Raw genomic sequence first — 24804 nt, 5'->3', positions numbered from 1 at the left:
GAAATCCCCTGACTGGATGGGGCCGCAACCTTCTCACGGGCCAGGGGACCGACCGCCAGAAGGCAAGCGGGCAACACCACGAGAACGGGTGACAGAACCACGAATCCGGGTGGCTTCCCGCGGCATTCGGGCGTGCCGCCGCGCGGTACGTGCTACTCGGTCCGCAGCGCGGTCGCCGTCCGGACCCGTGCGGCCCAGCCGGCCGGCAGCAGCGCGCCCAGCACGGCGACGGCCGTCCCGGCGAGGGCGAGGAGGACGAGCAGCGGCGCGCCGTAGACGGAGAGCACCGACTCCGGCAGCCGCAGCCCGGCGGTGCGGCCCATCGCGCGGGTGACCACCCCGTGCACGGACATCCCGAGCGGCACCCCGACGGCCGCACCCATGAGCCCGGCCGGCACCACCGACGCCAGGACCAGGACGACGGTCTGCCGGGGAGTCATGCCGAGCGCCTTGTGGACGCCCAGTTCACGGATCCGCTCATGGGTGTCCAGGACGACCGCGCCGAGCACCCCGAGACCGGCGACGCAGACCAGCATCAGCGTCAGCAGGGCCGTCATCGCGTCCATCACCCGCGCCATGTCGCTGCCGTTGACGTACGTGGTGCTCGTCGCGTCGAGACCGAGCGGCTCCAGCTCGCGGTCGAGGGCGCGGGCATAGGCGTCCGCGTCCGTGCCCGGCTTCAGCTCCACGGCCCAACTGCTCACCGTGAGGTCCGGGGCGGCGGCCCGCAGGGTCGACACGTCGGTGAAGACGCGCATGCCGTCCTCCGTGGTGTCCAGGACCTCCCCGACGATCCGCACGCGCACCGACGTGCCCCGCACGGTCAGCGTGACCGTGTCGCCGACCCCGGCGCCGGCCGCGGTCAGGAACGGGGTGGCGGCCACCGCCTCGCCGTCGGCGCGCATCCAGCGGCCCGCCACCATCCGGAAGCCGCCCCAGGACGCGTCCCCGTCGTAGGCCAGCACCGGCACCCCGCCGCTCGCCCCGGCGACGGCGGCCTCGGTGAGGGCGGTGCCGTACTGTCTGCGGGTGCCGGGCTGTGCGGCGACCGCGCGCGTGACCGCCGCGGCCGTCCGCGCGTTCACGGTCGGCGCGCCGGGTCCGCGCGCCGCCGGTCCCTGCACCCCCACGGTGACATCGGCGGCGTTGTGGTTCTTGGCGGCCACCACCTCGCCGAGGGACGTGCTCAGCCCGACCCCGAAGGTGACGGCGGCGGTGCCGAACACCACCGCCGCGGCCGTCGCCGCCGTACGGGCCGGACGGGCGAACGGCCGTGCCAGGCCGAGCCCCACGGGGCGGGGCAGCGGCAGCCGGGCCGCCAGGGCGGCCGCCCGGCGCCCCCGGCCCGCCGCCGGGGCCCGCCCCACCGAGAGCGCGTCCACCGACCGCAGCCGCCCCGCCCGCCACGCGGCAGCCGCCGCCGTCAGCGCGACGAGGCCCAGCATCCCCCCGGCCACCACCACGTCCGTCCCCGCCGTGACCCCGAGGCCCGCGCTGCCGTACACCTGTTCCGTGTCGGCCAGCAGCGGCACGGCCAGCAGATGACCGGCCACCAGGCCCAGGGCCGTGGCGACCGCCGCGGGCAGCAGCGCCTGGGCCGCGTACGCCCGCACCACCTGCGCCGGGGTGCAGCCGACCGCCTTCAGCACACCGATCCGCCGCAGCCCCGTACCGACGGCGCCCGCCACCACACTGCCGACGACCAGCACCGACATGAACAGACCCAGCACACCGAACGCCACCAGGAACGGCACGAACAGCGAGGTGTCCCGCGTCGCCTCCTTCTTGACGGCGAGCCAGGAGCGGGCGCCCGCCAGGGCCCCGGAGGGCAGCCCGGCCGTGACCGCCGCCCGGCCGCGGGCCACCTCGGCCGCGCTGCCCGCCTCGGCGAACCGGTACAGCATCTGCGCGTCGGCCGCCCGGCCCGTCCCGGTCAGCGCCGCCACCTGGGACGGAACCACCCAGGCGTCGGCGCTGCGGCCCACCGAACGCGCCGTGCCCACCACCCTCAGCGTCGGGCTGCCGGGAAGACCGGGGAACTCCAGGCGCAGACCGAGCCGTACCGGAGGACCGTCGCCGCCGTCCGCCAGGACGATCTCGCCGGGGGCGCGCACCCAGCGGCCCCCGGTGAGGGCGAGCGCGTCGACCGGTCCGTCCGGATCGGCCCGGCCGACGACCGTCAGCGGGGGCATGGTCCGGCCCCCGAGGCTCGGCGCGGCGGACACGACCCCGAACGGGCCGGAGGCCGCCGTGATCCCGTCCGTCCGCGCGGTGTCCCGCAGCCGGGCCCGCGTGAGACGGCCGGCCGCGAACTGCGCGGTGAGATGGGCCCCGTGCTGCCGTGCGAACGCCTGGTCGAAGGGCGCGTCCGACGCCACCAGCAGCGCCCCGCCCAGCACCGACGAGGTCACCGCCAGCAGCGTCGCCAGGCCGACCACCAGCGACTGCACCCGCCGCCGCGCCGCACCGGCCCGCACGAAACGCCCGAGCGCGCTCATCGGACGGGCTCCGCACGGGAGTCGACGTCCGAGGTGATCCGGCCGTCCGCGAGGCGGATCGTGCGATGGGTGCAGGCCCGGGCCAGGGCCTCGTCATGGGTGACGACCAGCAGGGTCTGGCCCTCGTCGTTCAGCTCCCTCAGCAGCCGGCCGACCTCGTCCCCGGCCGCCGAGTCCAGCGCCCCGGTCGGCTCGTCGGCCAGGAGCAGCGGCGGACGGTTCATCAGCGCCCGTGCCACGGCCACCCGCTGCCGCTCGCCGCCCGAGAGCAGCGCCGGATGCGTCGCGGCGTGCCGGGCGATGCCCAGCGACTCCAGCAGGGTGCCCGCCCGGCGGAGGGCCTCGCGCCGGCCCAGGCCCGCCAGCCGGGCGGGCAGCACCACGTTCTCGGCGACCGTCAGATCGTCCAGCAGATGGAAGAACTGGAAGACCATGCCGATCGTCGCCCGACGGTAGCGGGCCGCCCCCGCCTCGCCCAGCCGGTCGACCCGCACCCCCGCCACGGTGACCTCGCCCGCGTCGGGCCGGTCCAGGCCGGCGATCAGGTTCAGCAGTGTCGACTTCCCGCTGCCCGAGGGGCCGAGCACGGCGACGGCCTCGCCCGGCCGCACGGTCAGCGAGGCGTCGGACAGCGCTGGCGGCCCGCTGTCGTAACGGCGGACGACGTCCCGCAGTGCGATCAACGGGGCGGTGGGGGCCGGTGGTCGGTCCATGGGCGGCTCTCTCCCTCGGGGTTCTGGACGGATGCCCCGACGGTAGGGACGGGGCACCGCCTCCCACGACGGCCTGCCGGGGTAAACCCCGTACCGCGCACGGCCCATGGCCCGCCGGGTCATCCTCCGGATGTAGTCGACGGATGTACCCGGACCGCACGGGTTGTCCGCGGGAGGGATGCCGGGCGGGCCGCGGGGCCGGAAGAATGGGCCGGGTGACGAAGCCGCTCGTGGGGGAGAGCCCGGGGACCGCGGAGGGCCTGCGCCGGATCGCCGCCGCCCTCGTCCGTCCCACCGGACCGGTGCCGCGGCCCGGACGCGCGAACCTGCTCTTCGACGCCCTGCTGGCCCTGGTGGTGTGCGCGAGCCTCGTGTCGTACGTCGTCCAGGACCTCGGAGGCGATCCGCCCCCCTATCTCGTGCCGGGCGCGGGGCCCGCACCCGTCCCGGTGCCGACGCCCGCGCGGGCTCCGGTGGTGGTGCTGGCCGTCCTGGCCTCGCTGCCGCTGGCGTTGCGCCGCCGGTTCCCGCTGGCGGTGCTGTGGATCGTGCTGGCCGCGACCGCGCTGACCCCGGACGGCGCCACCCGGGCCACCTTCTACGGCTGTGTCATCGCGGCGTACTCCGCCGCCGCCTACAGCCCCTACCGGGCGGCGACCCTCGCGAGCCTGCCGCTGGCCCTGCCGTTGCTCGGGCGGGGCGTCGGCGACGTCCCGATGGGGAGCTTCTCCGGCGCGGATCCCACCGTGCCGCTCAAGTGGGCGCCGGTGCTGGTGGCGGTACCGGTCGTGATCGCGGCCGTGGGACTGCGGAGCTGGAAACTGCGGGCCGCCGAGAGCGCGGCGCGGCTCGCGGCGGTGGAGCGGGAGCAGGCCGAGGCGCTGCGCCGGGCCGTCGACCACGAACGGGCCCGGATCGCACGGGAGTTGCACGACGTCGTCACGCACAACGTCAGCGTGATGGTCATCCAGGCCGGGGCCGCCCGCAAGATCATGGAGTCCTCACCGGGCCAGGCGCGCGAGGCGCTGCTCGCGGTGGAGGCGGGCGGCCGGGCGGCGATGGGCGAACTCCGCCATGTGATGGGCCTGCTGACCCCGGACACCGCTTCGGCCGAGGGCGCGGAGAGTCTCGAACCGCAGCCGGGACTGGGCCAGTTGGCGGGGCTGGTCGACCGGATGAGGGCGGCCGGGACACCCGTCGAGCTGGCCTTCTCCGGCGAGGCCGGGCGGCCCCTCGGCCCCGGGGTGGAGCTCGCCGCGTACCGCGTGGTGCAGGAGGCGCTCACCAACACCGTGAAGCACGCGAGCGGTGCCCGGGCCGCCGTGACGGTGACCCGGGCGCCCGACGCCCTGCGCATCGAGGTCACCGACACCGGGGGCACACCGGACCCGGCCGCCGCTGCGGGCAACGGCCGGGGCCTGCTCGGCCTGCGGGAACGACTCGCCGTCTACGGCGGCACCCTGCACACCGGCACCCGTCCCCTCGGCGGCTACCGCGTCCGGGCCCTCATCCCCCTGGAGCCCGCCTTTCCCCCGATGCCCGCCCAGCCGCCGCCCCCGGTGCCGGCCGGACCCCCGATCCCCCTGGAGCAGCCGTGAACCCAACGCCGCGGGTCGTGGTCGTCGACGACCAGGCCCTGGTACGCACCGGCTTCCGGCTCATCCTCGGCGCCGACGGCATCGAGGTGGTCGCCGAGGCCGCCGACGGGGCCGAGGCCGTGGACGCGGTCCGGCGCACCCGGCCCGACGTGGTGCTGATGGACATCCGGATGCCGGGCACGGACGGCCTGGAGGCCACCCGCCGGATCCTGGCCGGCGCACCGGACGCGCTCGCGCCCGACGCACCCCGCGTGGTCATGCTCACCACCTTCGACCTCGACCACTACGTCTACGCGGCCCTGTCCGCCGGAGCCAGCGGCTTCCTGCTGAAGGACGTCACTCCCGAACACCTCACCGCCGCCGTCCGCACGGTCCGCGCGGGCGACGCGCTGCTCGCCCCCGCCATCACCCGCCGGCTCGTCGAACGCTTCGCCCGCACCGGCGCCGGGACCGCCGCCCTCCACCGCGACCTGGCCGCACTGACGCCCCGGGAACTCGACGTCCTGCGACTCCTCGCCCGGGGCCTGAGCAACGGGGAACTCGCCGAGCGGCTCCATCTCTCCGAGGCGACCGTCAAGACGCATGTCTCCCGGGTCCTCACCAAGCTCGGGCTGCGCGACCGGGCCCAGGCGGTGGTGGTGGCGTACGAGACGGGGCTGGTCAGCCCGCGGACGGGGGAGGGGTGACGGGGGCCGCGTAGGGCGTGAAGCGGGCCGGGGCGTGGTCGATCGGCAGGTCCGGGCGCCAGGCGGTCAGGGACTGGGCGCTGCACTCGAACAGGGACGGCGGCAGCCGGTCCAGCGGATACCAGCGCCAGTCGCCGACGCTCTCGCCCGGCTGGTCGGCCGCGTCGCCGGTCCACCGCTCGACGACGGCGCCGACCGTCATCCGCACCACGCCCCCGACCCGGTCCAGGCTGGTGCCGAGGAGCCGTACGTCCGCCGGGTCCGCGCGCAGCCCCGTCTCCTCGCGCAGCTCCCGCACGACCGTCTCCTCCAGGGACTCCCCGGGCTCCACCGTGCCCCCGGGCAGCTCCCAGGTGCCCCGACGGTGGCGGCCGAGGAGCAGTCCCCGGGGGCCGTACAGGATGGCGCCCACCCCGAGGGCCGCGTGGGCGACGGGCGGGAGCGCGGTGCGGGGGCGGGCGGAGATCCGCGGCGGGCGGCGGGCCCGGAAGACACGGTAGGAGGCGTGGGTGACGGCCGGGTCGGGCGCGGTGACCGTCTCCACCCGCTCGACGCGCAGACCGTGGCCGGTGAGCAGGTCCTCCCAGACGTCGGTGCCGAGCACCCACATCCGCACCGTCGCCTCCCCGCCGCCCGCGAACCGCAGCATCTCGGGGCGCGAGGCGAACCCCGAACTCGGCTCCTCCCCGGCGGAGTTGGTGTGCAGCACGCTGAAGCACAGCGTCCCGCCGGGTGTCAGGGCGGTCGCCAGCGCGGGCAGCAGCCTGCGGGGATCGACGTACGGCACGGAGTTGACGGCGTAGATCACGTCGTACGGCTCGCAGTCCCGCAGATGGGCGACGGCGTCCGCGTGGACCAGGCGCAGTCCGGGCAGCGAGCCGTACCGGGCGCGGGCCCGCTCGATCTGGCCCGGCGCGGAGTCCACCGCGTCCACCTGCGCGCCGTACGCGCGCACCAGCCGGGCGGCGTGCCGTCCCGTGCCACAGCCGAGATCCAGCACACGCCGCCCGGTCAGCTCCCCGAGGAACGCCTCGTCCGGCCCGGCGCCCGGGAACCCCCAGTCGATCCGCTCCGCCTCCGCCAGGACGGTGCCGCGCCGCAGATGGTGGACCGCGTACGCCTGCCAGGCCTCGGCGTTGACGGACTCGGGGCCGGTGGGCGGGACGGGCTCGGGCATCGGCGGGCCTCCAAGGGGTGTGACGGTCGGCGGACCCGGCGATTCTTACCGGGCCCGCGGACCGGCAATCACCCGGCGGCCTCGGGCGGTCCCGGGAGCGCGGCGTGCGCGTACAGGCCGGTGCCCGTGCACGCAGGGACACGAGCGGTGCCCCCGGCGGCTCTAGCGTCGGGGCGCGGCGGGCCGGGCGGCCGGACGTGCGGCCGTACGCGCGAAGGCGTGGGCACAGGAAGGGCAGGGGCATGGACGAGCAGGTGGACGTGGTCGTCGTGGGCCTGGGGCCGGGCGGCGAGCATGTCGCGGGCACCCTGGCCGAGGCGGGTCTGGACGTCGTGGGCGTCGAGGCGGAGCTGGTGGGCGGGGAGTGCCCGTACTGGGGCTGTGTGCCCAGCAAGATGATGATCCGGGCCGCGAACCTGGTCGCCGAGGTGTGCCGGACGCCCGCGCTGGCGGGCCCGGCGAGCGCGACGCCCCACTGGTCGAGGGTCGCCGACCGCATCCGGCGCGAGGCCACCGACGACTGGAACGACCAGGTGGCGGCCGAGCGGCTGGAGGGCAGGGGCGGCCGGCTGGTCCGGGGCACCGGACGCCTCGCCGGGGAGCGCCGGGTGACGGTCGGGGACCGCACCTTCGAGGCCCGCCGGGGGGTGGTGCTCGCCACCGGTGGCCGCCCCCGGATCCCCTCGGTGCCGGGGCTGGCCGGGACCCCGTACTGGACCAACCGGGACGCGATGGCCGCCAAGGAGCTGCCCGCCTCGATGATCGTGCTGGGCGGGGGCGCGGTGGGCGTCGAAGTGGCCCAGGTCTTCGCCCGGTTCGGCTGCCGGGTCACGGTGCTGGAGGGGCGGGAGCGGCTGCTGTCGCACGAGGAGCCGGAGGCGGGAGAGCTGGCGGCGAAGGCGCTGAGGGCGGACGGCGTGACGGTCCTGACCGGGGTGAGGGCCCGTCGGATCACCCACGACGAGGACGGTTTCGGCGTACACGTCGCGGACGAGGTGCTGTCCGCCGAGCGCCTGCTGGTGGCGGCCGGCCGGTACGCCGATCTCGGCGGCCTCGGCGTGGAGACGGTCGGGCTCGACCCCGCGGCCGCGGCGGTTCCGACGGACGGACGGATGCGGGCGGCGGACGGCCTCTGGGCGGTCGGCGACCTCACCGGACGCGGGGCCTTCACCCATGTCTCCATGTACCAGGCGCAGATCGCCGTCCGCGACATCCTCGGTGAGCCGGGTCCCGAGGCCGACTACCGCGCCCTGCCCCGGGTCACCTTCACCGACCCGGAGATCGCGGCCGTGGGCCTCACCGAGCGCCAGGCCCGTGAGCGGGGTCTGCGAGTGCGGACGTCGTCGGTCCCGCTCTCCGCCTCGACCCGCGGCTGGATCCACGGACCGGGCGGCGAGGGCTTCCTCAAGCTGGTCGAGGACGCCGACCGGGGCGTCCTGGTCGGCGCGACCTCGGCCGGCCCCGCGGGCGGTGAGCTGCTGTACGGCCTGAACGTCGCCGTGCACGCGGAGGTCCCGGTGGAGCGGCTGCGGCACATGATCTACACGTACCCGACGTTCCACCGCGCGGTGGAACCGGCGCTCGCGGGGCTGCGCTGACCGGACGGGGTCGGCGCACGGGGGTCAGCGCACGGGGTGCTTGCTGAGGATGGACACCCGGTTGAAGGCGTTGATGGTGACGGCGACCCAGACGACGGCGGAGATCTGGTCGTCGGTGAGCACCTCCCGGGCCTCGGCGTACGCGGCGTCCTGGGCGCCGGCGTCGGTGGGGTGGGTGGTCGCCTCGGCGAGTGCCAGGGCCGCGCGCTCCGGCGGGGAGAACAGCTCGGTGTCCCGCCAGGCGGCGAGCACGCCGAGCCGCCGGGTCTCCACGCCGGCCCGCACGGCCGCCCTGGTGTGCACGTCCAGGCAGAAGGCGCAGCCGTTGAGCTGCGAGACCCGCAGGTTGACGAGCTCCACGAGGGACCGTTCCAGGCCCGCGTCGGCGGCGGTCGCCCGGACGGCCTCGGAGGTCTGCACCAGCGCGTGATAGGCCTTGGGGCTCTGCTTGTCTATGAAGATCCGACGAGTCGTAGGTGAATCCATAGTTGAATATCAAACCATTCATGAAGGGGGCCCAGTGGTGAGCGAGCCGAGCAAGGTGGAGGTTCTCACGCCGCGTGACGTGCCCCTGGGCGGACCCCGGGCCATGACCGTCCGCCGTACGCTCCCGCAACGGCAGCGCAGCCTGATCGGCGCCTGGTGCTTCGCCGACCACTACGGCCCCGACGACGTCGCCGCGACCGGCGGCATGGACGTCGCCCCGCATCCGCACACCGGGCTGCAGACCGTCAGCTGGCTGTTCAGCGGCGAGATCGAACACCGCGACAGCCTCGGCAGCCATGCCTTCGTCCGTCCCGGCGAGCTCAACCTCATGACCGGCGGGCACGGCATCGCCCACACCGAGGTCTCCACCCCGCGCACCACGGTTCTGCACGGCGTCCAGCTCTGGGTGGCACTCCCCGACGCCCACCGCGACGCCCCGCGCGACTTCCAGCACCACGAACCGGAGCCCGTCCACCTCCCCGGCGCCACCTTGCGGGTCTTCCTCGGCGCCCTCGCCGGAGCCACCTCCCCAGTCCGCACCTTCACCCCCCTCCTCGGCGCGGAACTGCTCCTCGACCCGGGAGCGGACCTCACCCTCCCCGTCGACCCCGCCTTCGAACACGGCCTCCTCGTCGACACGGGCACGGTCCGCTTCGCCGGCACCCCCCTGAAGCCCGCCGAACTGGGCTGCGCCGACCCCGGCCCCGACCACCTCACCCTCACCAACGACTCGGACACCGCCCCGGCCCGGGTGGTCCTCCTGGGCGGCCCGCCGTTCGACGAGGAGATCGTCATGTGGTGGAACTTCGTCTGCCGCACCCACGACGAGGTCGTCAGGGCCCGCGCCGACTGGATGGCCGAGCTCGGCGGGCCCCGGTTCGGTGAGGTGGAGGGGTACGACGGCGCACCACTGCCGGCTCCCGAGCTGCCCACGGTGGCACTGAGGCCGCGGCGCAGGGCCCGCTGACCGGCACCGAGAAGACCGGGCCCAGCGGGCCGCGGCGCGCTACTCGCTCGTCAGTTCGCTCCCCAGCCGCTCGATGTGGAGATCCGCCTCCGCCGGCCGCGAGTGGTCCAGGGAGATGCCGAGCAGGTAGTGACGGTCCCCGAGATGCTGGAAGTAGACGGCTCCCTGCTCCATGGTCAGGACGATCTGGTGGATCTGGCCCTCCAGAAGGGCGTCCAGGGAACTGTTCATCCGGCCGGTGACGCCCGGCAGGAGCTGTCCCAGCAGGCTGTACCTGTCCCGACGCCGCTGGGGGGTGGTGAACCCGCCGAAGTAGGTGTGCAGGGCGGGGTGGCGGAGGATGTCGACCGTGCAGCTGGGCACGCCGGCGGCGTAGTAGGCCAGGTAGTGCAGGCCCTCCACGCCGAGGGCCGCGCGCAGCAGGCCGGTGACTCCTGCGGCCGTGTCCGGGGCGGAGTCCACCGTGTAAGGGCTGACCTCGGAGACGTCGTCGGCCTCGGGGACGTGCGCGAGGGCGGACCGCCGTATCGAAGCGGCAGCCGTGGCGGAGTACCGGTTCAGGTACGAGCGGCGCGGCGACATGCTGTAGCGGATGGCGGGTCCGAGGTCGTCGATGCCCTCCGTCATACGGGTGATCAGCTCGGTGACCCGGTTTCGGGGCGTGGCGCAGCACAGGTGAAGTCCGGCGTCGAGGGACTGGTACAGAAGCGCTCCGGTCGGAACGCGCACGACCGTGCGTATGAGTGCGCCGGTGCGTAGTTCCGCGAAATCCGGAGCGAGTTCCTCAAGGATGTAGAAGAGCTGCCTTCCCGCTCGTTCAAGACGGCGGGATGCCGACTCGGCCGGGAATTCCGGCGGTGTCCGCGGACTTTCGGTCGTGAATACTCTCGCCCGGTCACGATCGTAGAATGCGAGCTGTGTCAGACCCCATGACTGCAGTATCCGCTGGAGCTGTAAGTCGATTTCGTCCATGCGCTGATTCACTCCGTCCAGTTCGTGCGCCGGGGGGTACGCGGGGGCGTGGGAAGGGTCAGACACCCTGCACCTCCAGATCGGCGCCGATTCTCTGATACGGCTCGGCCAGCAGTGCCACGGCGAGCCCGTGGTTCTTCGGGAAGGATTCGGCGACCTTGCGCTCCAGGCCGGCCGCGAGTTCGGCGTCGGGCGACGGGCGCGAGGCGAGCATGTTCGCCATGGCGGTCAGCGTGACCGGGTGGCTCTCGCCCCACGCGGCCCGTTTCCTGCAGGCGTCATGGATGTCCTGGTCCTCGTGGGCCAGTTCCACGGACAGACGACCGAGTGCGGCCTCGCAGTTGTTCTGGTTCATCCGCGCGACCAGCGTGTAGCGGTGCCTGCGATCGAACGTGCTCTTGAGCTGGAGCACCGCCTTGCCCGCGTGCTCATGTGCCTCCTCCGCCGCTCCGCAGGCCAGCAGGTACATCGCGAGATTGCTGCGGCAGATGCCGGTGAAGGGGTGGTCGTCACCGTACATGCCCGCGTAGTGGTCCAGTACGTCCTGGGTATAGGCCACGGCGTCCGCGTTCCGGCCCTGGGCGTGCAGACCGATGGCGAGAGACATCCGGCAGGACATCGTGCGGGGATGCTCCTCGCCCCACCGGTCGCGGTAGGCGACGTACGCGTCCTTCAGCAAGGGCAGGCCGTGCAGGACGTCGCCCTGGCGCACCATGGTCATGCCCAGGCTGGCGACGGCACCGAGTGTGTGGTGCGAGTGGGGATCGAGCAGTTTGTTCAGGTGGTTGCGGGCCTCGGTCAGATACCGCTCGGAGAGGTCCAGCTCACCCAACTCCCGGTAGTAGGTACCGAGGTGCGCGTACGACATCCACTGCTTGGGGTCGGGTTCCTTGTCGGACGCACTCTGTTCGCGTCGCTCGTGTGCCTGTTGCTCCTGCCGGACGGCGGCCTCCACCGACTCCATGTAGAACTTGGACAGGGCGAGGTTGTGGGAGGCGGCCAGTGTTCCGTTGGCGTTCTCACCGATCGCGTTCTGCAGTCCCGAGAAGGTCCCCCGGTCCTCGTCGAACGCCTCCTGGAACCTTCCCGCGGCACGCAGATCGGCCGCGTAGCCGCGGCGGGCCAGCAGGGCGTCGGCCTCACTGCTCCCGGTCCTGCGCAGGGTGGCCGTGGCGTGGGTGGTCAGCGCCAGCGCCGTGCCGTGGTCGCCGAGGAGCCGGCAGGCAGCGCCGAGCTGGGACTCCATGCGCAGCACCATGAGGTGTTCCGGCCCCAGGTTCTGCCGCCAGCGTTCCAGGACGCGTTCGCCCAGCTCACGGGCGCCCTTCCAGTCGTTCGACATCCAGCGGTGGTACACCTGGCTCACCAGCCAGCGGTGGACTTCCGGATCAGGACTGTCCACGGCCCCGGAGACCAGGACGTGCTTGTCGAGCTCCGTGAAGGTGTCGTGGTGCTTGGGCAGATGGCGTTCGAGGTCGTTCGGCACCATCGAGGCAAGGATCTCCAGCGCCTTGGCGCGGGTGGAGACCTGTTCCTCCTCGGACATCCAGCCGCGGACCAGATCCTGGACGACGCGGTGGATCCTGAGCGTCTGGGACGGGAGGTCCTGTACGGCGAGCGCCTGCTTGCCGAGGAGATTGAGATGGCGGTACAGGGTGAAGGCGGAGTCGCCGAGCTCGGGATCGAAGGGCTTCAGCAGCGAGACCATCCAGTCCGACTGGACGACGTTCATCCCCACACCGTTCGGCGACAGGAAGGCGCACAGGTCCAGGAGCCGGGCTGCGGCCGGGCACTGCTCACGCAGGTCGTCATAGGCCAGTCGGCACACATGGACGAAGTCCCGGTACTCGGGCAGGACCGCTTCCTGGGACGCCGTCTGTCCGCTGTCGAGCACCTCGATGTACGGGTCGATGTCCTGGGGGCAGGTCCGCAGCACCGCGGCAGCCGCCACTTCCGCGATCGGCAGATGCCCCAGCCGCTCGGCGAGCCGCAGGAGTTCCTCGTCGGAGGGGCCGTGCAGCCGCTGGCTGAGCAGCGCCAGGCTCTCCTCCGGAGTGAAGGGGGCGACGAGGTGCCTCGTGTACTGGGACGCCCACTCCATATGGGTCGAGGTGATCAGTACGTGGCCCGTGCCGCCGGTGGGGATGTAGTCCTGGATCGCCTGCTGGTCCACGGCGCCGTCGAAGACGAGCAGCCATCGGCGCAGCTCCGGATGCCGTCCCTGGCGCAGGTCGTCGAGCAGCGTCTGCCAGTCCTCGCTGCTGCGCCGGCCGGCGCTCCTTCCGTTGATCTTGCGAGCCAGGCGGGTGAGGGAGTCCTGGATGCCCTCGGCGGTCGCGGCCGGCACCGACCACACGAGGTCGTACTGCGAGGCGAACCGGTGGGCGTACTCCGAGGCGATCTCCCACTTGCCGACGCCCGTCAGGCCGCACAGCACCTGGGGCGGGGAGTAGTCCGCGCCGGAGAGGTCGAACCCTCGGCGAAGTGCGTCGAGTTGGTCGGTGCGCCCGACGAACCCGGCGTTGCGCATCGACAGGTTCCACACCGCCGGGCGCAGACCGGGAAAGCGCGGCCCGGTCCAGGCGGCCCCCGGCTCGGCATCGACGGGCAGACCGAAGTGGCCCAGCAGTTCCTGGCGGGCCGTGTCCTCGCTCTGGCCGTCCAGCGTGATGGTGTTCTGACGGCCGAACTCGAAGTGCGGTGCCAGCCGTGCGACGCCCACCTGCACGCCGATGATCCGCTGATCGCCGGGTCCACTGCCCACGGGTGCGCCGGTGCTCAGACGCGCGACGGTCTCACCGGCATGCGTCCTCGCGAGGTGCGGGGAGAGCAGAGCGAGGACGTAGGTGGTCTCGGGCAGGAGGTCAGCTGGTTTGTCGCCCGGCGGGACGATGTGGATCCGGGTCGGCCGCAACACCTCGCCGATCCAGTCGGCCCACAGCTGGTCTTCCGGGGCGTGCAGCAGCGTGGCCGTGCAGGGCTTGGCCTCCTGCTCGGCGTCGAGTCGCTCGCGCTGCGCCAGGAGTCGGCGATAGGCGCGGTAGTCGGACGGCGACGGGGGCTGGTGGGCCCGGACACCACCGTCCGTGATCCGTTCGGCGAGCTCCACATAGGCGGCCACGATGCTGCCGCTGTTCCGGGGATCCTCCCGCATCACGGCGAGTTCCTCGCCGTAGGTGTAGTAGGGCACGTACGGCACCCTCATCCGCCCCCAGTAGGTGGCGAGCGCGTCCTCGTCCGTGAGGGGCAGATACGGGTCGAGGGCCTGGCGTGCCTCGGTGAAGCGCTGGTCCAGCCGGTCCCGTTCGTTCTGGTCGACCCGCATCTGCACGAAGTGCAGCTCGGTACCCTGCCGGTGCCGTTGGATGAGCTCGGCTATCCTGCGGGCGCCCTGGATGGCCTGCGGGTTCATGGTGAGGGCGATGACGACCTTGTCGGGCAGGGCCAGCGTGCAGATTCTGGCGCCGTCGGAGAGACCGGTACGGCTGTCGATCAGGATGTAGTCGTAGTCGCTGTCGTGCAGACGCTCCCGCAGCGCCTCCAGGAAGTCCTGGCCGTCGTCGCTGGTGTGGAACCCGGCCCAGTTGAAGGCCGCCAGCCGGTCGGCGTACTGGTCGTCCAAGCGCCCGGGGCCCATGTAGTGGAGCCGGCCGCCGTTCGGAAAGGCATGGTCCAGGTCGACCTGGTAGCGCTCGAAGTCGGTGTGCTGCGGGTGCAGGGCCCGTAAGTCGTCGTCCCCGACGGCGGCGGCCGCGCCGGCGAAGGCGGAGAACATGTCCAGCACGCCGTCGGAGTAGCTGAGGTCGGAGACGGGCAGGAACGCGCCGTAATAGAGATGGAGGTCGGGCGCCTCCAGATCCCAGTCGACGACCAGCACCGACTTGCCTTGACTGGCGATGATCCAGGCGGTGTTGGCCAAGGCCATCGTGCGCCCGGCTCCGCCCTTGAACGAGTAGAACGTGACGATCTTCGCCGAACCCGCCGCCCTTGCCGAACCTGTGGTTCTCATCCCCCGCCTCATACGTTCAGCCCGGGCCCGGCGCGTTGCCGGGCGCTCTGCTCAGTACCGGAGGCCACGGGTTCGCGTCGGGCCTCAGCCAGCCGACGCGCTCCCGCTGCCTGCGGACCCGCCGTTCCGCGGGACTTTCGATTCTCAGCTCGCCGGTCGCGGCCCGTGTGCCTTCCGGGTCGTCGTCGGGGCGGGTGAAGGAGTCGGCCAGGACGGCGACCACGGTGTGCGCGAGCGCTTCCCGGCTGCCCGCCTCGTGGTGCGCCGCGTCGAGCATCCGTGTCGGGGTCCGGGAGACCGACTCGCGCAGCCGGTTCGCGTGGGCGGCGCTCTCCTCGTCCGTACGGGGCAGCACGACGACCACCGCGGCAACGCGCGCCCGGGACCGCGCGATCCGTTCCCACAAGGCGCGGAACCCCGGGTCACCCGTCAGCCAGGGGTCGACCACGACGAGAACCGTCGCCGACTCGTCGATGGCGTCGGGGAACGGATCGTCCGGGCCGGCTGCGACGACGTCCAGCCGACCGACCCCGCAGGCCCGTGCCGCCCAGCGGACCGTGGAGGCCACGTTCTCCTCGCTGTGCGGGTGAAAGGGGCGCCATTCCTCGGCGGACTCCCCGTAGCTGTCGAGGTGGCCGCGCAGGTGCCGCATCCGGTCCCCGGTTCCGGCCACCAGGAGGAGCACCATGGACCGTTCGTCGCGCTGGACAGCCGGAGCCGGGGCCCCGGGAGGGACGGCGGTCGGCTCGACCACGTCGTGGCGCCCGCAGGGGGGCACGCGACCCGGACCGAACCGTGGGGTGACTGCGCGGCTCTCCGGCCCGGACATCACCGGCGGCGGTGACTCGGCCGCGCGTAAGAGCCGCACGGCCACCCGGCGCACGATCCCGTGGTAGCGGCCGCGACCGCGCGGGTCCTGCTGGAGGCCCAGCAGACCCGGCCCCTGGTACTCCTCGTCGACGATGTGCTGAACGGCGGTCACGGGACGGGGAAGCACCAGTGCCTGCGGGCGCCACACGACGCCGACGAGGGAGTCGGGTTGTTCCCCGGTGCGTCGCATGCGGCGGTCCATGCGCTCGGCGAAGACGGACCACTCCGTGGCGCACTGCGGGTCGTCCACGTACTCCGCCGAGTAGAGGACCAGGAGAGCACCGCAGTCCAGAACCGCGGGATCGGGTCCCGAGCTGGGCTCAGGGTGCTTCAGCCGACCCTCGGCGGAGGGAGCGCGCCCCAGCACGCTGTAGATCTCGTTCTGGACATCGATGTGGAACCGCTGGACCGCTCCTCTGTCGCCGGTCGCGCCGGCGTAGCTGGTAAAGAACAACGGCCCCATCGCATCCCCCCAAGGGCCTGCCTCCTGCTGCAACCACGGTTTGGTCGTTGTCCATGGACCCACATCGACGTGGACTGCGGCAGGTAGGTTTCAGTTGTGCGTCGCCCCACACCAATTGGCCTCCATGTTATGGGCTTTGCCCGCTGGGCGTCCCCGAAAACCCGACATGGCCCATTCTCCCGTCCGAAAGGGCACGCGGAGTCGTACATGCGCGCTGGTGGGCGGTGTTCTTCGGCGGTGCGTTCCGGGAAAACCCGGTCATTGATCCGCTCGTGGGCCGATGTGCCGGATGAGCAGGGAGATGTCCTTGCAGTAGACGGAGGGATTGGCGAATCCCCGGCCGCGCCCGAAGCGGTGGGCACGCAGTCCACCACCGCAAACGCGCACCAGAGGGCACTCACGGCACTCCTGGCACAGGGAGCCCACGCCGTACTCCGGCGCACAGGCAAGACTCAGGAGATCGTCGAACGAGTGGCTGAATATCGTGCCGCCCGTGTTCGCCGCTCCCTCGGCGACGGCGTTGAGCGACTCGGTCCACACGACCGTACCGTCCGTCTCGATCGCCACGGCGGCCGCCGGTACGGTGCCCAGCACCTCGCTGCTGCTTCCACCGCCGTACCGGGACAGCGAGTCGACCGATTCGAAGAGCCGGACCCGCATCGGCCGCCCGGCTTCCTGCCATCGGTCGTGGACGGTGCACAGCCACCTCCCGTACAGCGCCTCGTCACCCCCCGCACCGGCCGGTGGATGGTCCCAGGTTCCGTGCGGCAGAAGGAAATCGGCCGCGGGCGGGCCGTGGGCGGCCAGGGCGTCGAAGGTGCGCGCCGGGTCGCTCGCCGGGTCGATCGTGCACAGCAGGCCGCCGAACAAGGGGCGGTAGCGTGCCCGGCCCAGCAGAGCGAGTGCGGCCGTCACCCGGGCATGACTGCCCCTGCCGGTGCCGGGACCCGCCCCGGACCGATGCCGGTGCCGGTCGTGTGTCTCGGCATAGCCGTCCAGGCTGACCCCCACCCGCACGTCGAGTTCCAGCAACAGGTCCAGGAGCGACTCGGTGAGCAGAACGCCGTTGGTCTGCAGGGCCAGGTCCACCTCGGCCCCGGTGTCGCGTACGGCCCGGCGGACCGTCGTGGTGAACTCGGCGATCACCTCGGGGCCCGCGAGCAGCGGTTCCCCGCCGTGCAGGAGCACACGGACCCGGTCCGGACGGTGCCTTCGGACATGCTCCACGATGCGGGCGACGAGCCGTTCGCGGACTGGCGCGGGCATGATCCGGGGCCGCTCCCGCCATCCGGAGTCGCGCAATTCATAGACGTAGCAGTAGTCGCACGAGAGATTGCACCGGCTGCACAGTTTGACGATGAATTGATCGAAGGCCCGGAGAGTTGTCCGACCGTCTTCAGTGACGGAAATCAATGGGTGTGGCCAATGATCCAGGGGTGGTGTGGAGTCGTCCCAAGTGGGCCCCTGACGCCTGTTACCGACGGCCGTCGATGTCGTAGTCTCAAGGCGCGGCGAAGTTACCTGCATCCGACCCCCGTTCCTCGCCCGGGGGTCGGCTCGGTACCACGCCGGAGCGGCGGACGGCGTGGCGGTGTGTGTCCCCCTGCTCAGCGTACGAGGAACGACCGGTGTCCCATGAGCGGCCAACTGGCCAACGTCAGACCCAATTTGGCGTGACCACGGCTGTCGTGGGGCCAGGGCAGTGAAGGGTTGCACATGGTCAACGACTTCATCACGAGTTTCGCCGCCGCGGAGCATCAAGGCTATGCGGCGCGATTCCACACGGACCTGGCCGAGGCGGTGGCCCGGCGGACGGGCCGTGCGGTCGAAGCGGCCATGTGCCCCGGCGGCCAGGGTGCCGCCAACAGTCCGCTGATCGCCGGGACCCGGGTCTTCGTCGCCCTGTGCTCACCGGCCTATGGCGACGACACGGGGTGCGGATCCGACTGGGCGGTGTTCGCGTACCGGCTGCACCTGGTGCCGGCTCAGTTCCGCCCCTCCCCGCCGCCCGCCCTCGTCCTGGTCCGCTGGCGGCCGCCCGATCCCTCGTCGAACGTCCCCTTCGCTCCCATTCTCAGCGGAGAGGTCACGGACAGCTACGCCTGCAAGGGCGTCTACGGCATTCTCAGCGAGGAGCGCCCGAGCTCCGAGGCGTACCGCAAGGCTGTCGACGCCATCGCCGCCGCCGTCTGCGCCGGACGCGAAAGCAGCCCGCCCGCGGTCTCCGTCGCCGAACTGCCCCCATTGGAAACGCCGTTCCCGCGCGGCGTGACCCCTGTGGTCGCTTCCTTGCCCGGGCAGCGCAAGACGGTGACCGAGGCCCCCGGCAGGCCGCGCGTGTTCATCTCCTATGCCCATGAAGAGGACGGCGACTTCCACAAGAACAGGGTCAGGGCGTTGCACGACCGGCTGCAGGCCGAGGGGATCGACGCGCGGCTGGACACGGAGGCGCACCGCAAGGGACCTCAGCACTGGGGGCGGTGGATGCGCAAGGAGTTCAAGGAAGCGGACTTCGTGGTGACGGTTGCCTCACCGGCCTACAAGCGCCGCGCCGAGCACGAGGAGGAACCGGGCAAGGGCGACGGTGTGGCCTACGAGGCCGACTTCATCCTCGATGAGCGGATCAAGCGCCGTAAATGGTACGAGCGCATACTCGTGGTGTCCTTCCCCGAACACGGTAAGGAGTTCGTTCCCGACTTCCTGTCCCAGGCGACCGTCTACATCGTGGAACCGGAGGGCGGGGAGAGCGACCTGCCGGACCTGGTCGACTACATCAGGAGCGCGGTGTCCGAAATCCGGGACGCGGCAGGGGGAGTGGCGGCGGACCAGCTCGTCACAGGGTGAGGGCGACGAGCGCCACGTCGGCGAGCAGCAACGCACCGTAGAAGAGCCGGAGGGTCCAGGAGAACGTCGCCTCGAACCAGCTGATCCGCCCCAGGTACGGTCCCACGTTCATGGACAGCGGCTCCACCTCGACCGCGGGGCGCCGCACGTCGTCGTACAGTAACCGGTAGAGGCGCTCCTGGCGGAGAAACAGCCCGTCCAGGAACCAGAAGCAGCCCAGGGGCACGAGCCCGCTCGCCGCCACCTGCCAGCTCTGCTGGCCGGAGGAGACGGCGAAGAATCCGGCCGCCAGAGTCAGAGCCCATCCCTTGACCAGGAACGAATGGTTCGACAGCCGCGTGATGACCGCCTGCAGGAACTCCAGATGCCTGAGCCGTTCTTCACTCAACGGCATCGGTCCGTTCACGGCCCCCGAACTCGCCTCGCCCAGCGTGGTCATCAGTCCCCCCCCATGCCGCAGTGCCCTCATTCTAGGTAGTCCGACGGGTGCGGCACACAGCCTGGATCACCCTTCGTCCGGCGCGGCCCGGCGCTCCGCCGCTTCGACGATGTTCGTGAGCAGCATGGCGCGGGTCATCGGTCCCACGCCGCCGACCGGCCGGGTGAGGGTGCCGGCCACCCGGTCGACGTCGGGGTGCACATCGCCGAGGATGCCCTCCACGGTCCGGGTGAGCCCGACGGACAGCACCGTCGCGCCGGGCTTGATCCAGTGGGGCTGGACCAGATGCGCCACGCCTGCCGCGGCGACGACGACATCCGCCTCACGGGTGTGCGCGGCGATGTCACGGGTCGCCTCGTGGCAGAGGGTGACCGTGGCGTGTTCGGTGCGCCGGGTGAGCATCAGCCCGAGGGGCCGGCCCACGGTCACACCACACCCGATCACACAGAACTGGGCACCGGTGATGGGGACCTGATGCCGCCGCAGCAGATCCAGGATGCCCCGGGGCGTGCACGGCAGGGGCGCGGGGACGCCCAGCACCAGCCGGCCGAGGTTCGTCGGATGGAGACCGTCGGCGTCCTTGTCGGGGTCGACGAGTTCCAGCACGGCGTGCATGTCGAGAGGGGCGGGCAGCGGCAGCTGCACGATGAAGCCCGTGCACGCCGGGTCGGCGTTGAGCCGCAGGACGGCGGCCTCGACGTCGGCCTGGGTGGCGGAGGCCGGCAGGTCGACCCGGAGCGAGGCGATGCCGACCTCGGCACAGTCCCGGTGCTTGCCGCCCACGTACGCGTGGCTGGCGGGGTCGTCGCCGACGAGGATCGTGCCCAGGCCGGGGACGATGCCGCGGTCCCGCAGGGCGGCGACCCGGTCGGCGAGTTCACGCTTGATCTCCGCGGCGACTGCGGAGCCGGAGAGTACGGTCGCGGTGGACATGGTGGACGCCTTCCGTGTCAGCTGAAGATGACCGTGCGGTTGCCGTGCAGCAGGATGCGGTTCTGGCAGTGCCAGTTGACCGCCCGGGCCAGGGCGGTTCGTTCGGCGTCCCGGCCGACCAGGACGAGCTGGTCCGCGGAGAGCCGGTGGTCGACGCGGATCACCTCCTGCTCGATGATCGGCCCCTCGTCCAGGTCGGCCGTGACGTAGTGGGCCGTCGCGCCCACGTGCTTCACCCCGCGCTGGTACGCCTGGTGGTAGGGCTTGGCGCCCACGAAGCTCGGCAGGAACGAGTGGTGGATGTTGATCGCCCGGCCTTCGAGGGCCTTGCACAGGTCGTCCGAGAGGATCTGCATGTAGCGGGCCAGCACCACCAGGTCGATGTCGTGCGTGTCCACGAGTTCCAGCAGCCGGGCCTCCGCCCGCTGCTTGGTCGCGGCGGTGACCGGGATGTGCGCGAAGGGGAGGCCGGCCGCGTCCGCCAGGGGCTTCAGATCGGGGTGGTTGGAGACGACGAGCGCGAGGTCGGCGTCGAGCGTGCCGCTGCGCCAGCGGTAGAGCAGATCCGCCAGGCAGTGGTCGAACTTCGACACCATCACCAGGACACGGACCTTCGCTGTGGCGTCCCGCAGCTCCCACTGCATCCCGTAGGTGTCCGCGATCGACGCGAACTCCTCCTTCAGCCCGTCCAGGGTGATCGTCCCGTCGATGCTCGTGAAGCCGGTGCGCAGGAAGACCTGGCCGTGGTCGGGGTCGTCGAACTGCTGGTGCTCGGTGATGTCACAGCTGTGCCGGACGAGGAAGCCCGTCACGGCGTTGACGATGCCGGAGCGCTCGGGGCAGCTCAGGGTCAGGACGAACCGGTTGCTCATGGCGGTCATTGGGTCCCTCCGGTGTACTCGGTGGCCGCGTCGACCAGCCACGCCGCCGCGTACGGGGCGAAGGAGGAACGGACCAGCAGCCACACGCTGGTGGCGGCCTCGGCCCGGACGACCAGCGTGATCCCCGTCTGCGCGAGCAGGGTGGTGTAGCAGGACCCGACCGGGGCCACCCGGGGATCCAGGTCGATCGCACAGCCCTGCGCCAGGATCTCGCGGGTGAGGCCGCCCCGCAGGGACAGCACCGTGCGCTGCGCGGAGACGTCGGTGACGGTGGCGAACTCCTCGCCGATCGCCGACCTCAGCCGCCCGATCAGCTCCTCACCGGTGTCGGCCGGTGCGACCAGCAGCCATTCGTCGGGGCCCAGCCACAGGGCCTTCACCTCGCCGGACATCTCCGCGCGCGAGGCGGACGGCAGCCGGATGCCGAGCACCGACTCGACTGCCTTCGCCGCGGGGCTGTCCGCGGTCACCCGCAGGGTGAGCTGGGTGAGGCAGGGCAGCTCCCGGACCTGGAAGCCGTCGGGCAGCGCGCCGAAGGCCTCCTGCCAGTCGGCGAGCGGGCTGAAACGGGCGGGGGCGTCAACCGTCACGGCGGGTTCCCTCCTTGTCGTAGAGCACGGGGTCGGTCACGGTCACCGCGACGGTGCGGTCCTCCAGCGGGACGTAGAGGGTCTCGCCGACGCGCCGGGTGCCGCCGCGCAGCAGGGCGAGCGCGAAGGTGCGGCCCAGGGCGTCACTGCGGTAGCTGGAGGTGACGTGCCCGAGCATGGGCACCGGCGGCGCCGGCACGGTCTCGGTCGCGATGATCTGCGCGCCCTCCGGCAGCAGGGTGCGTTCGTCGACGGGCAGCAGTCCCACCAGTTGCTTGCGGTCGGTGCGCCGGTTCTCGGCCCGGTCGAAGGACCGCCTGCCGACGAACTCCTCCTTCTTCCTGGACACCACCCAGGACATGCCGAGGTCCTGCGGGGTGATCGTGCCGTCGGTGTCCTGCCCGATGATCGGGTACGCCTTCTCCGCGCGCAGCACATGCATGGTCTCCGTGCCGTACGGCGTGATGCCGAAGGGGCCGCCCGCCGTGTACAGCGCCTCCCACACCGTGCGCGCGTACCAGGCGGGGACGTTGACCTCGTAGGCGAGTTCACCGGAGAAGCTGATCCGGGCCACCCGGGCGGGCACGTCCGCCACGACGGTGTCCTGCCAGGTCATGAACCCGAAGGCGGCGTTGCTCACGTCGAGGGTGGGCGCCACCAGGGCCAGGACGTCGCGCGAGCGCGGCCCGACCAGCGGGATCGTCGCCCAGTGCTCGGTGACGGAGGTGAGATGGACCCGCAGCTCGGGCCACTCCGTCTGGAGCCACTCCTCCATCCAGTCCAGCACCTTGGCGGCGTTGCCGGTGGTCGTCGTGACCAGGAACTCCCGCTCGGCCAGGCGCAGGACGGTTCCGTCGTCGAGTGCCATGCCGTCGACACCGCACATCACGCCGTAGCGGACCCGGCCGACCTTCAGCGAGCTCATCACGTTGGTGTAGAGCCGGTCCAGCAGTTCGCCGGCGTCCGGGCCCTGGACGCTGATCTTGCCGAGGGTGGAGCCGTCCATCATGCCGACGCCCGCACGGGTCGCCCGGCACTCCCGCAGCACGGCCTCCTCGATGCTCTCCCCGCCGACGGGGTAGTACCACGGCCGCTTCCACTGGCCGACGTTCTCGAAGAGCGCGCCGTGCTCGACGTGCCACCCGTGCAGGGACGTCACCCGGACCGGGTCGAACAGCTCACCGCGGTTGCGTCCGGCGAACGCGGCGAACGCCACCGGCAGCGTGGGCGGCCGGAGCCGGGGGGTGCCCAGCTCGGCGATGTCGACGCCCAGCGCCGCGGCGATGATGCCCGAGGTCAACACCCCCGACGTACGGCCCTGGTCGTGGGCGGTCCCGATGGTGGTGTACCGCTTGACGTGCTCCACCGAGGTCAGGCCCGCCCCGGTGGCCCGGAGGACGTGCGCGACGGTCTGGTCGCGCTGGAGGTCGACGAACTGGGCGTCGTCGGAGCCGGGAACCTGCCAGAGCACCGCGCCCGGTGCGCCCGCGGGCTCGTCGCCGACGGCCGGCAGAGCCACGGGCCGTCCTGCGGTCCTTCCGAGCGCCGCCAGCGCACCGAGGGCCGCCTCCACACCGTCCGACAGAACCTCGGCCGACCCGAGAACCCCACGGGCGGCACCAGCGGTTCGTACGGTGTCCAGCGCGCCCGCCGGAACGAAGCCACCGAGCACGCTGTCGTACCGAAGCGTCCCCCGAGCCTGGCTGAACAGCGCCACCGCCGGATTCCACCCCCCCGACACCAGCAGCAGATCGCAGCCGATCTCCTCGTCCCCGACCCGCACCCCGGTGATCCGCTCGGCACCGCTCGTCCCGGACACCACCTGCCCGGCCCGCACCTCGATCCCCCGCGCGGCACAGGCGTCCAGCCAGCGGCCCGGCACCTCGCTGCGGGCGTCGATCACCGTGCGCACGCGCGCACCGGCGTCGGCCAGTTCGGTCGCCGCGAGGTAGGCGCTGTCGTTCGTGGTGAACACGACGACCTCACGGCCCGCGAGTACGCCGAAACGGCCCAGATACGTACGGGCCGACCCCGCGAGCATGATGCCGGGACGGTCGTTGTCGTCGAACGCGATCGGCCGCTCGTAGGCGCCGGTGGCGAACACGACCTGCCTGGCCCGGATCCGCCAGACGCGCTGACGGGAGACATGGGCGGGCGCGGCCGCGCCGAGATGGTCGGTGCGCTTCTCCAGGGCGAGGACGAGACCGTCGTCGTGGCAACCGATCGCCGTGGTCCGCCGGAGGAGCCGGACATCGGCGTTCGCAGAGAGCTCGTCCGTGACGTCGGCGACCCACTCGGAAGCGGCTGCCGTGCTCGCCAACGAGCCCCCGAAGGAAGGAAGTTCATCGACCACGACAACCCGAGCACCGGCCCGCGAGGCGGTCAGGGCGGCGGCCAGTCCGGCCGGACCGGCGCCGACGACCAGCACGTCACAGTGTGCGTGCACGGTGTCGTACCGGGCGGTGTCGGGCTCGGTGCTCAGCCGCCCCTGGCCCGACAATCCCCGGGCGACGAGCCCGTCGTACAACTCGACGGTCGTGGCCGTGAGCATGGGCTCGGGGAAAGGGAACTCGATCTGTACGAGGGCGTTGGGCTCCTCGACGCCCGCGGTCATGATGCCGCGCGGCCGTCCGTACCTGATGCTGGTGGCCACATGGTGGACCCCGTTGGCCAGCAGGGCCGAGGCGAGGGTGTCGCCCGGGTGGCCGGTGTACTCGCGGCCGTCGAAGGTGAAGGACAGCGACTTGTCGCGGTCCACGGAGCCGAGGGCGTCGACACGGAACGCGTTGCTCATGTGCGGGGCTCCTCACCCATGCGGTGGACGGACAGGAACTGGTGGGTGGCGGTGTCGCGCAGGGCGTTGAACCAGCGGCGGCAGCCGGCGGCGTGCATCCACCGCTCCGCGAACGGGCCCTTGGGGTTGTCGCGGAAGAAGACGTACTGGGCCCACTGCTCGTCGTCGAGGTCGGCGGGGGTCGCGGGGTAGGGGACGTGCGCCTGTCCGCCGTAGTGGAACTCGGCTTCCTCGCGCGCGCCGCACCAGGGGCAGACGATGAGTTGCATCGGAGTCTCCGGGAGGG

Annotated in this window: 17 protein-coding genes and 1 pseudogene; 5 read left to right on the top strand and 13 right to left on the bottom strand. The window is 72.2% G+C overall.

Going from position 1 to position 24804, the window contains the following annotated elements:
• Positions 1-152: 152 nt before the first annotated feature.
• Positions 153-2498, bottom strand: a complete 2346-nt coding sequence (locus ACYQ8Q_RS06990; RefSeq protein WP_460062829.1) for an ABC transporter permease — start codon at positions 2496-2498, stop codon at positions 153-155.
• On the bottom strand, positions 2495-3211 hold the full coding sequence (locus ACYQ8Q_RS06985) for an ABC transporter ATP-binding protein (RefSeq protein ID WP_460062828.1): 717 nt from the start codon (positions 3209-3211) through the stop codon (positions 2495-2497). Before ACYQ8Q_RS06985 ends, ACYQ8Q_RS06990 begins: the two co-directional genes overlap by 4 nt.
• A 206-nt stretch (positions 3212-3417) precedes the next feature.
• Here ACYQ8Q_RS06985 and ACYQ8Q_RS06980 point away from each other — a divergent pair, with 206 nt between their 5' ends.
• A complete protein-coding gene (locus tag ACYQ8Q_RS06980; protein ID WP_460062826.1) occupies positions 3418-4809 on the top strand; it encodes a sensor histidine kinase in 1392 nt (463 codons plus the stop codon).
• Positions 4806-5495 (top strand): response regulator, encoded by a 690-nt coding sequence (locus ACYQ8Q_RS06975; protein ID WP_460062824.1) that lies wholly within the window; start codon positions 4806-4808, stop codon positions 5493-5495. Before ACYQ8Q_RS06980 ends, ACYQ8Q_RS06975 begins: the two co-directional genes overlap by 4 nt.
• On the opposite strand, the gene ACYQ8Q_RS06970 is transcribed toward ACYQ8Q_RS06975, so the two are convergent.
• Complete coding sequence (locus ACYQ8Q_RS06970; RefSeq protein WP_460062822.1) at positions 5470-6672, bottom strand: bifunctional class I SAM-dependent methyltransferase/NUDIX hydrolase; 1203 nt, start codon at positions 6670-6672, stop codon at positions 5470-5472. The two genes, ACYQ8Q_RS06975 and ACYQ8Q_RS06970, sit on opposite strands and share 26 nt — an antisense overlap.
• A gap of 242 nt (positions 6673-6914) precedes the next feature.
• Here ACYQ8Q_RS06970 and ACYQ8Q_RS06965 point away from each other — a divergent pair, with 242 nt between their 5' ends.
• Positions 6915-8270 (top strand): dihydrolipoyl dehydrogenase family protein, encoded by a 1356-nt coding sequence (locus ACYQ8Q_RS06965; RefSeq protein ID WP_460062821.1) that lies wholly within the window; start codon positions 6915-6917, stop codon positions 8268-8270.
• A gap of 24 nt (positions 8271-8294) precedes the next feature.
• On the opposite strand, the gene ACYQ8Q_RS06960 is transcribed toward ACYQ8Q_RS06965, so the two are convergent.
• A complete protein-coding gene (locus ACYQ8Q_RS06960) occupies positions 8295-8756 on the bottom strand; it encodes a carboxymuconolactone decarboxylase family protein (RefSeq protein WP_460062820.1) in 462 nt (153 codons plus the stop codon).
• Positions 8757-8859: 103 nt separating this feature from the next.
• Here ACYQ8Q_RS06960 and ACYQ8Q_RS06955 point away from each other — a divergent pair, with 103 nt between their 5' ends.
• Positions 8860-9723: a pirin family protein gene (locus ACYQ8Q_RS06955; protein ID WP_460073206.1), complete on the top strand. Its 864-nt coding sequence runs from the start codon at positions 8860-8862 to the stop codon at positions 9721-9723.
• Positions 9724-9762: 39 nt separating this feature from the next.
• Here ACYQ8Q_RS06955 and ACYQ8Q_RS06950 read toward each other — a convergent pair whose 3' ends face one another.
• The 4 genes from ACYQ8Q_RS06950 to ACYQ8Q_RS06935 form a co-directional block, all read right to left on the bottom strand.
• Positions 9763-10452 (bottom strand): hypothetical protein, encoded by a 690-nt coding sequence (locus ACYQ8Q_RS06950; RefSeq protein ID WP_460062818.1) that lies wholly within the window; start codon positions 10450-10452, stop codon positions 9763-9765.
• A 301-nt stretch (positions 10453-10753) separates the two neighbouring features.
• Entirely contained in the window at positions 10754-14704 is a 3951-nt protein-coding gene (fxsT, locus tag ACYQ8Q_RS06945; RefSeq protein ID WP_460062817.1) for an FxSxx-COOH system tetratricopeptide repeat protein, read from the bottom strand.
• 16 nt (positions 14705-14720) lie between these two features.
• Complete coding sequence (gene fsxC / locus ACYQ8Q_RS06940) at positions 14721-16028, bottom strand: FxsC protein (protein ID WP_460062816.1); 1308 nt, start codon at positions 16026-16028, stop codon at positions 14721-14723.
• 267 nt (positions 16029-16295) lie between these two features.
• A complete protein-coding gene (locus ACYQ8Q_RS06935) occupies positions 16296-17450 on the bottom strand; it encodes an FxsB family cyclophane-forming radical SAM/SPASM peptide maturase (RefSeq protein ID WP_460062814.1) in 1155 nt (384 codons plus the stop codon).
• Between the two features lie 303 nt (positions 17451-17753).
• Here ACYQ8Q_RS06935 and ACYQ8Q_RS06930 point away from each other — a divergent pair, with 303 nt between their 5' ends.
• Positions 17754-18881, top strand: a complete 1128-nt coding sequence (locus tag ACYQ8Q_RS06930) for a TIR domain-containing protein (RefSeq protein ID WP_460062813.1) — start codon at positions 17754-17756, stop codon at positions 18879-18881.
• On the opposite strand, the gene ACYQ8Q_RS06925 is transcribed toward ACYQ8Q_RS06930, so the two are convergent.
• From ACYQ8Q_RS06925 to ACYQ8Q_RS06905, 5 genes and pseudogenes are all read right to left on the bottom strand, one after another.
• Positions 18871-19320 (bottom strand): hypothetical protein, encoded by a 450-nt coding sequence (locus ACYQ8Q_RS06925; RefSeq protein WP_460062811.1) that lies wholly within the window; start codon positions 19318-19320, stop codon positions 18871-18873. The genes ACYQ8Q_RS06930 and ACYQ8Q_RS06925 overlap by 11 nt on opposite strands.
• 66 nt (positions 19321-19386) lie before the next feature.
• Positions 19387-20253: a bifunctional methylenetetrahydrofolate dehydrogenase/methenyltetrahydrofolate cyclohydrolase gene (locus tag ACYQ8Q_RS06920; RefSeq protein ID WP_460062810.1), complete on the bottom strand. Its 867-nt coding sequence runs from the start codon at positions 20251-20253 to the stop codon at positions 19387-19389.
• A 17-nt stretch (positions 20254-20270) separates the two neighbouring features.
• The gene (gene purU, locus ACYQ8Q_RS06915) at positions 20271-21134 is read right to left on the bottom strand and encodes a formyltetrahydrofolate deformylase (RefSeq protein ID WP_460062808.1); all 864 of its coding nucleotides are present in this window, start codon (positions 21132-21134) and stop codon (positions 20271-20273) included.
• On the bottom strand, positions 21131-21724 hold the full coding sequence (locus ACYQ8Q_RS06910; RefSeq protein ID WP_460062806.1) for a sarcosine oxidase subunit gamma: 594 nt from the start codon (positions 21722-21724) through the stop codon (positions 21131-21133). Before ACYQ8Q_RS06910 ends, purU begins: the two co-directional genes overlap by 4 nt.
• A pseudogene (locus tag ACYQ8Q_RS06905) lies at positions 21714-24787 on the bottom strand (sarcosine oxidase subunit delta family protein). The gene ACYQ8Q_RS06910 and the pseudogene ACYQ8Q_RS06905 overlap by 11 nt, the downstream one beginning before the upstream one ends.
• Positions 24788-24804: the final 17 nt, after the last annotated feature.

The organism is Streptomyces sp. YKOK-I1, from assembly GCF_054660435.1.
Note: the sequence above shows the minus strand (reverse complement) of the source record. Positions and strands in the feature narration are given on the sequence as shown.

What these genes read in the sequence shown, in the direction of transcription:
- ACYQ8Q_RS06980 (WP_460062826.1), top strand. Translation starts at nt 3,418, where the DNA reads ATGGGCCGGGTGACGAAGCCGCTCGTGGGGGAGAGCCCGGGGACCGCG.
- ACYQ8Q_RS06985 (WP_460062828.1), bottom strand. Translation starts at nt 3,211, where the DNA reads ATGGACCGACCACCGGCCCCCACCGCCCCGTTGATCGCACTGCGGGAC.
- ACYQ8Q_RS06970 (WP_460062822.1), bottom strand. Translation starts at nt 6,672, where the DNA reads ATGCCCGAGCCCGTCCCGCCCACCGGCCCCGAGTCCGTCAACGCCGAG.
- ACYQ8Q_RS06965 (WP_460062821.1), top strand. Translation starts at nt 6,915, where the DNA reads ATGGACGAGCAGGTGGACGTGGTCGTCGTGGGCCTGGGGCCGGGCGGC.
- ACYQ8Q_RS06920 (WP_460062810.1), bottom strand. Translation starts at nt 20,253, where the DNA reads ATGTCCACCGCGACCGTACTCTCCGGCTCCGCAGTCGCCGCGGAGATC.
- fxsT (WP_460062817.1), bottom strand. Translation starts at nt 14,704, where the DNA reads ATGAGAACCACAGGTTCGGCAAGGGCGGCGGGTTCGGCGAAGATCGTC.
- ACYQ8Q_RS06925 (WP_460062811.1), bottom strand. Translation starts at nt 19,320, where the DNA reads ATGACCACGCTGGGCGAGGCGAGTTCGGGGGCCGTGAACGGACCGATG.
- purU (WP_460062808.1), bottom strand. Translation starts at nt 21,134, where the DNA reads ATGACCGCCATGAGCAACCGGTTCGTCCTGACCCTGAGCTGCCCCGAG.
- ACYQ8Q_RS06930 (WP_460062813.1), top strand. Translation starts at nt 17,754, where the DNA reads ATGGTCAACGACTTCATCACGAGTTTCGCCGCCGCGGAGCATCAAGGC.
- ACYQ8Q_RS06955 (WP_460073206.1), top strand. Translation starts at nt 8,860, where the DNA reads ATGACCGTCCGCCGTACGCTCCCGCAACGGCAGCGCAGCCTGATCGGC.
- ACYQ8Q_RS06960 (WP_460062820.1), bottom strand. Translation starts at nt 8,756, where the DNA reads ATGGATTCACCTACGACTCGTCGGATCTTCATAGACAAGCAGAGCCCC.
- ACYQ8Q_RS06990 (WP_460062829.1), bottom strand. Translation starts at nt 2,498, where the DNA reads ATGAGCGCGCTCGGGCGTTTCGTGCGGGCCGGTGCGGCGCGGCGGCGG.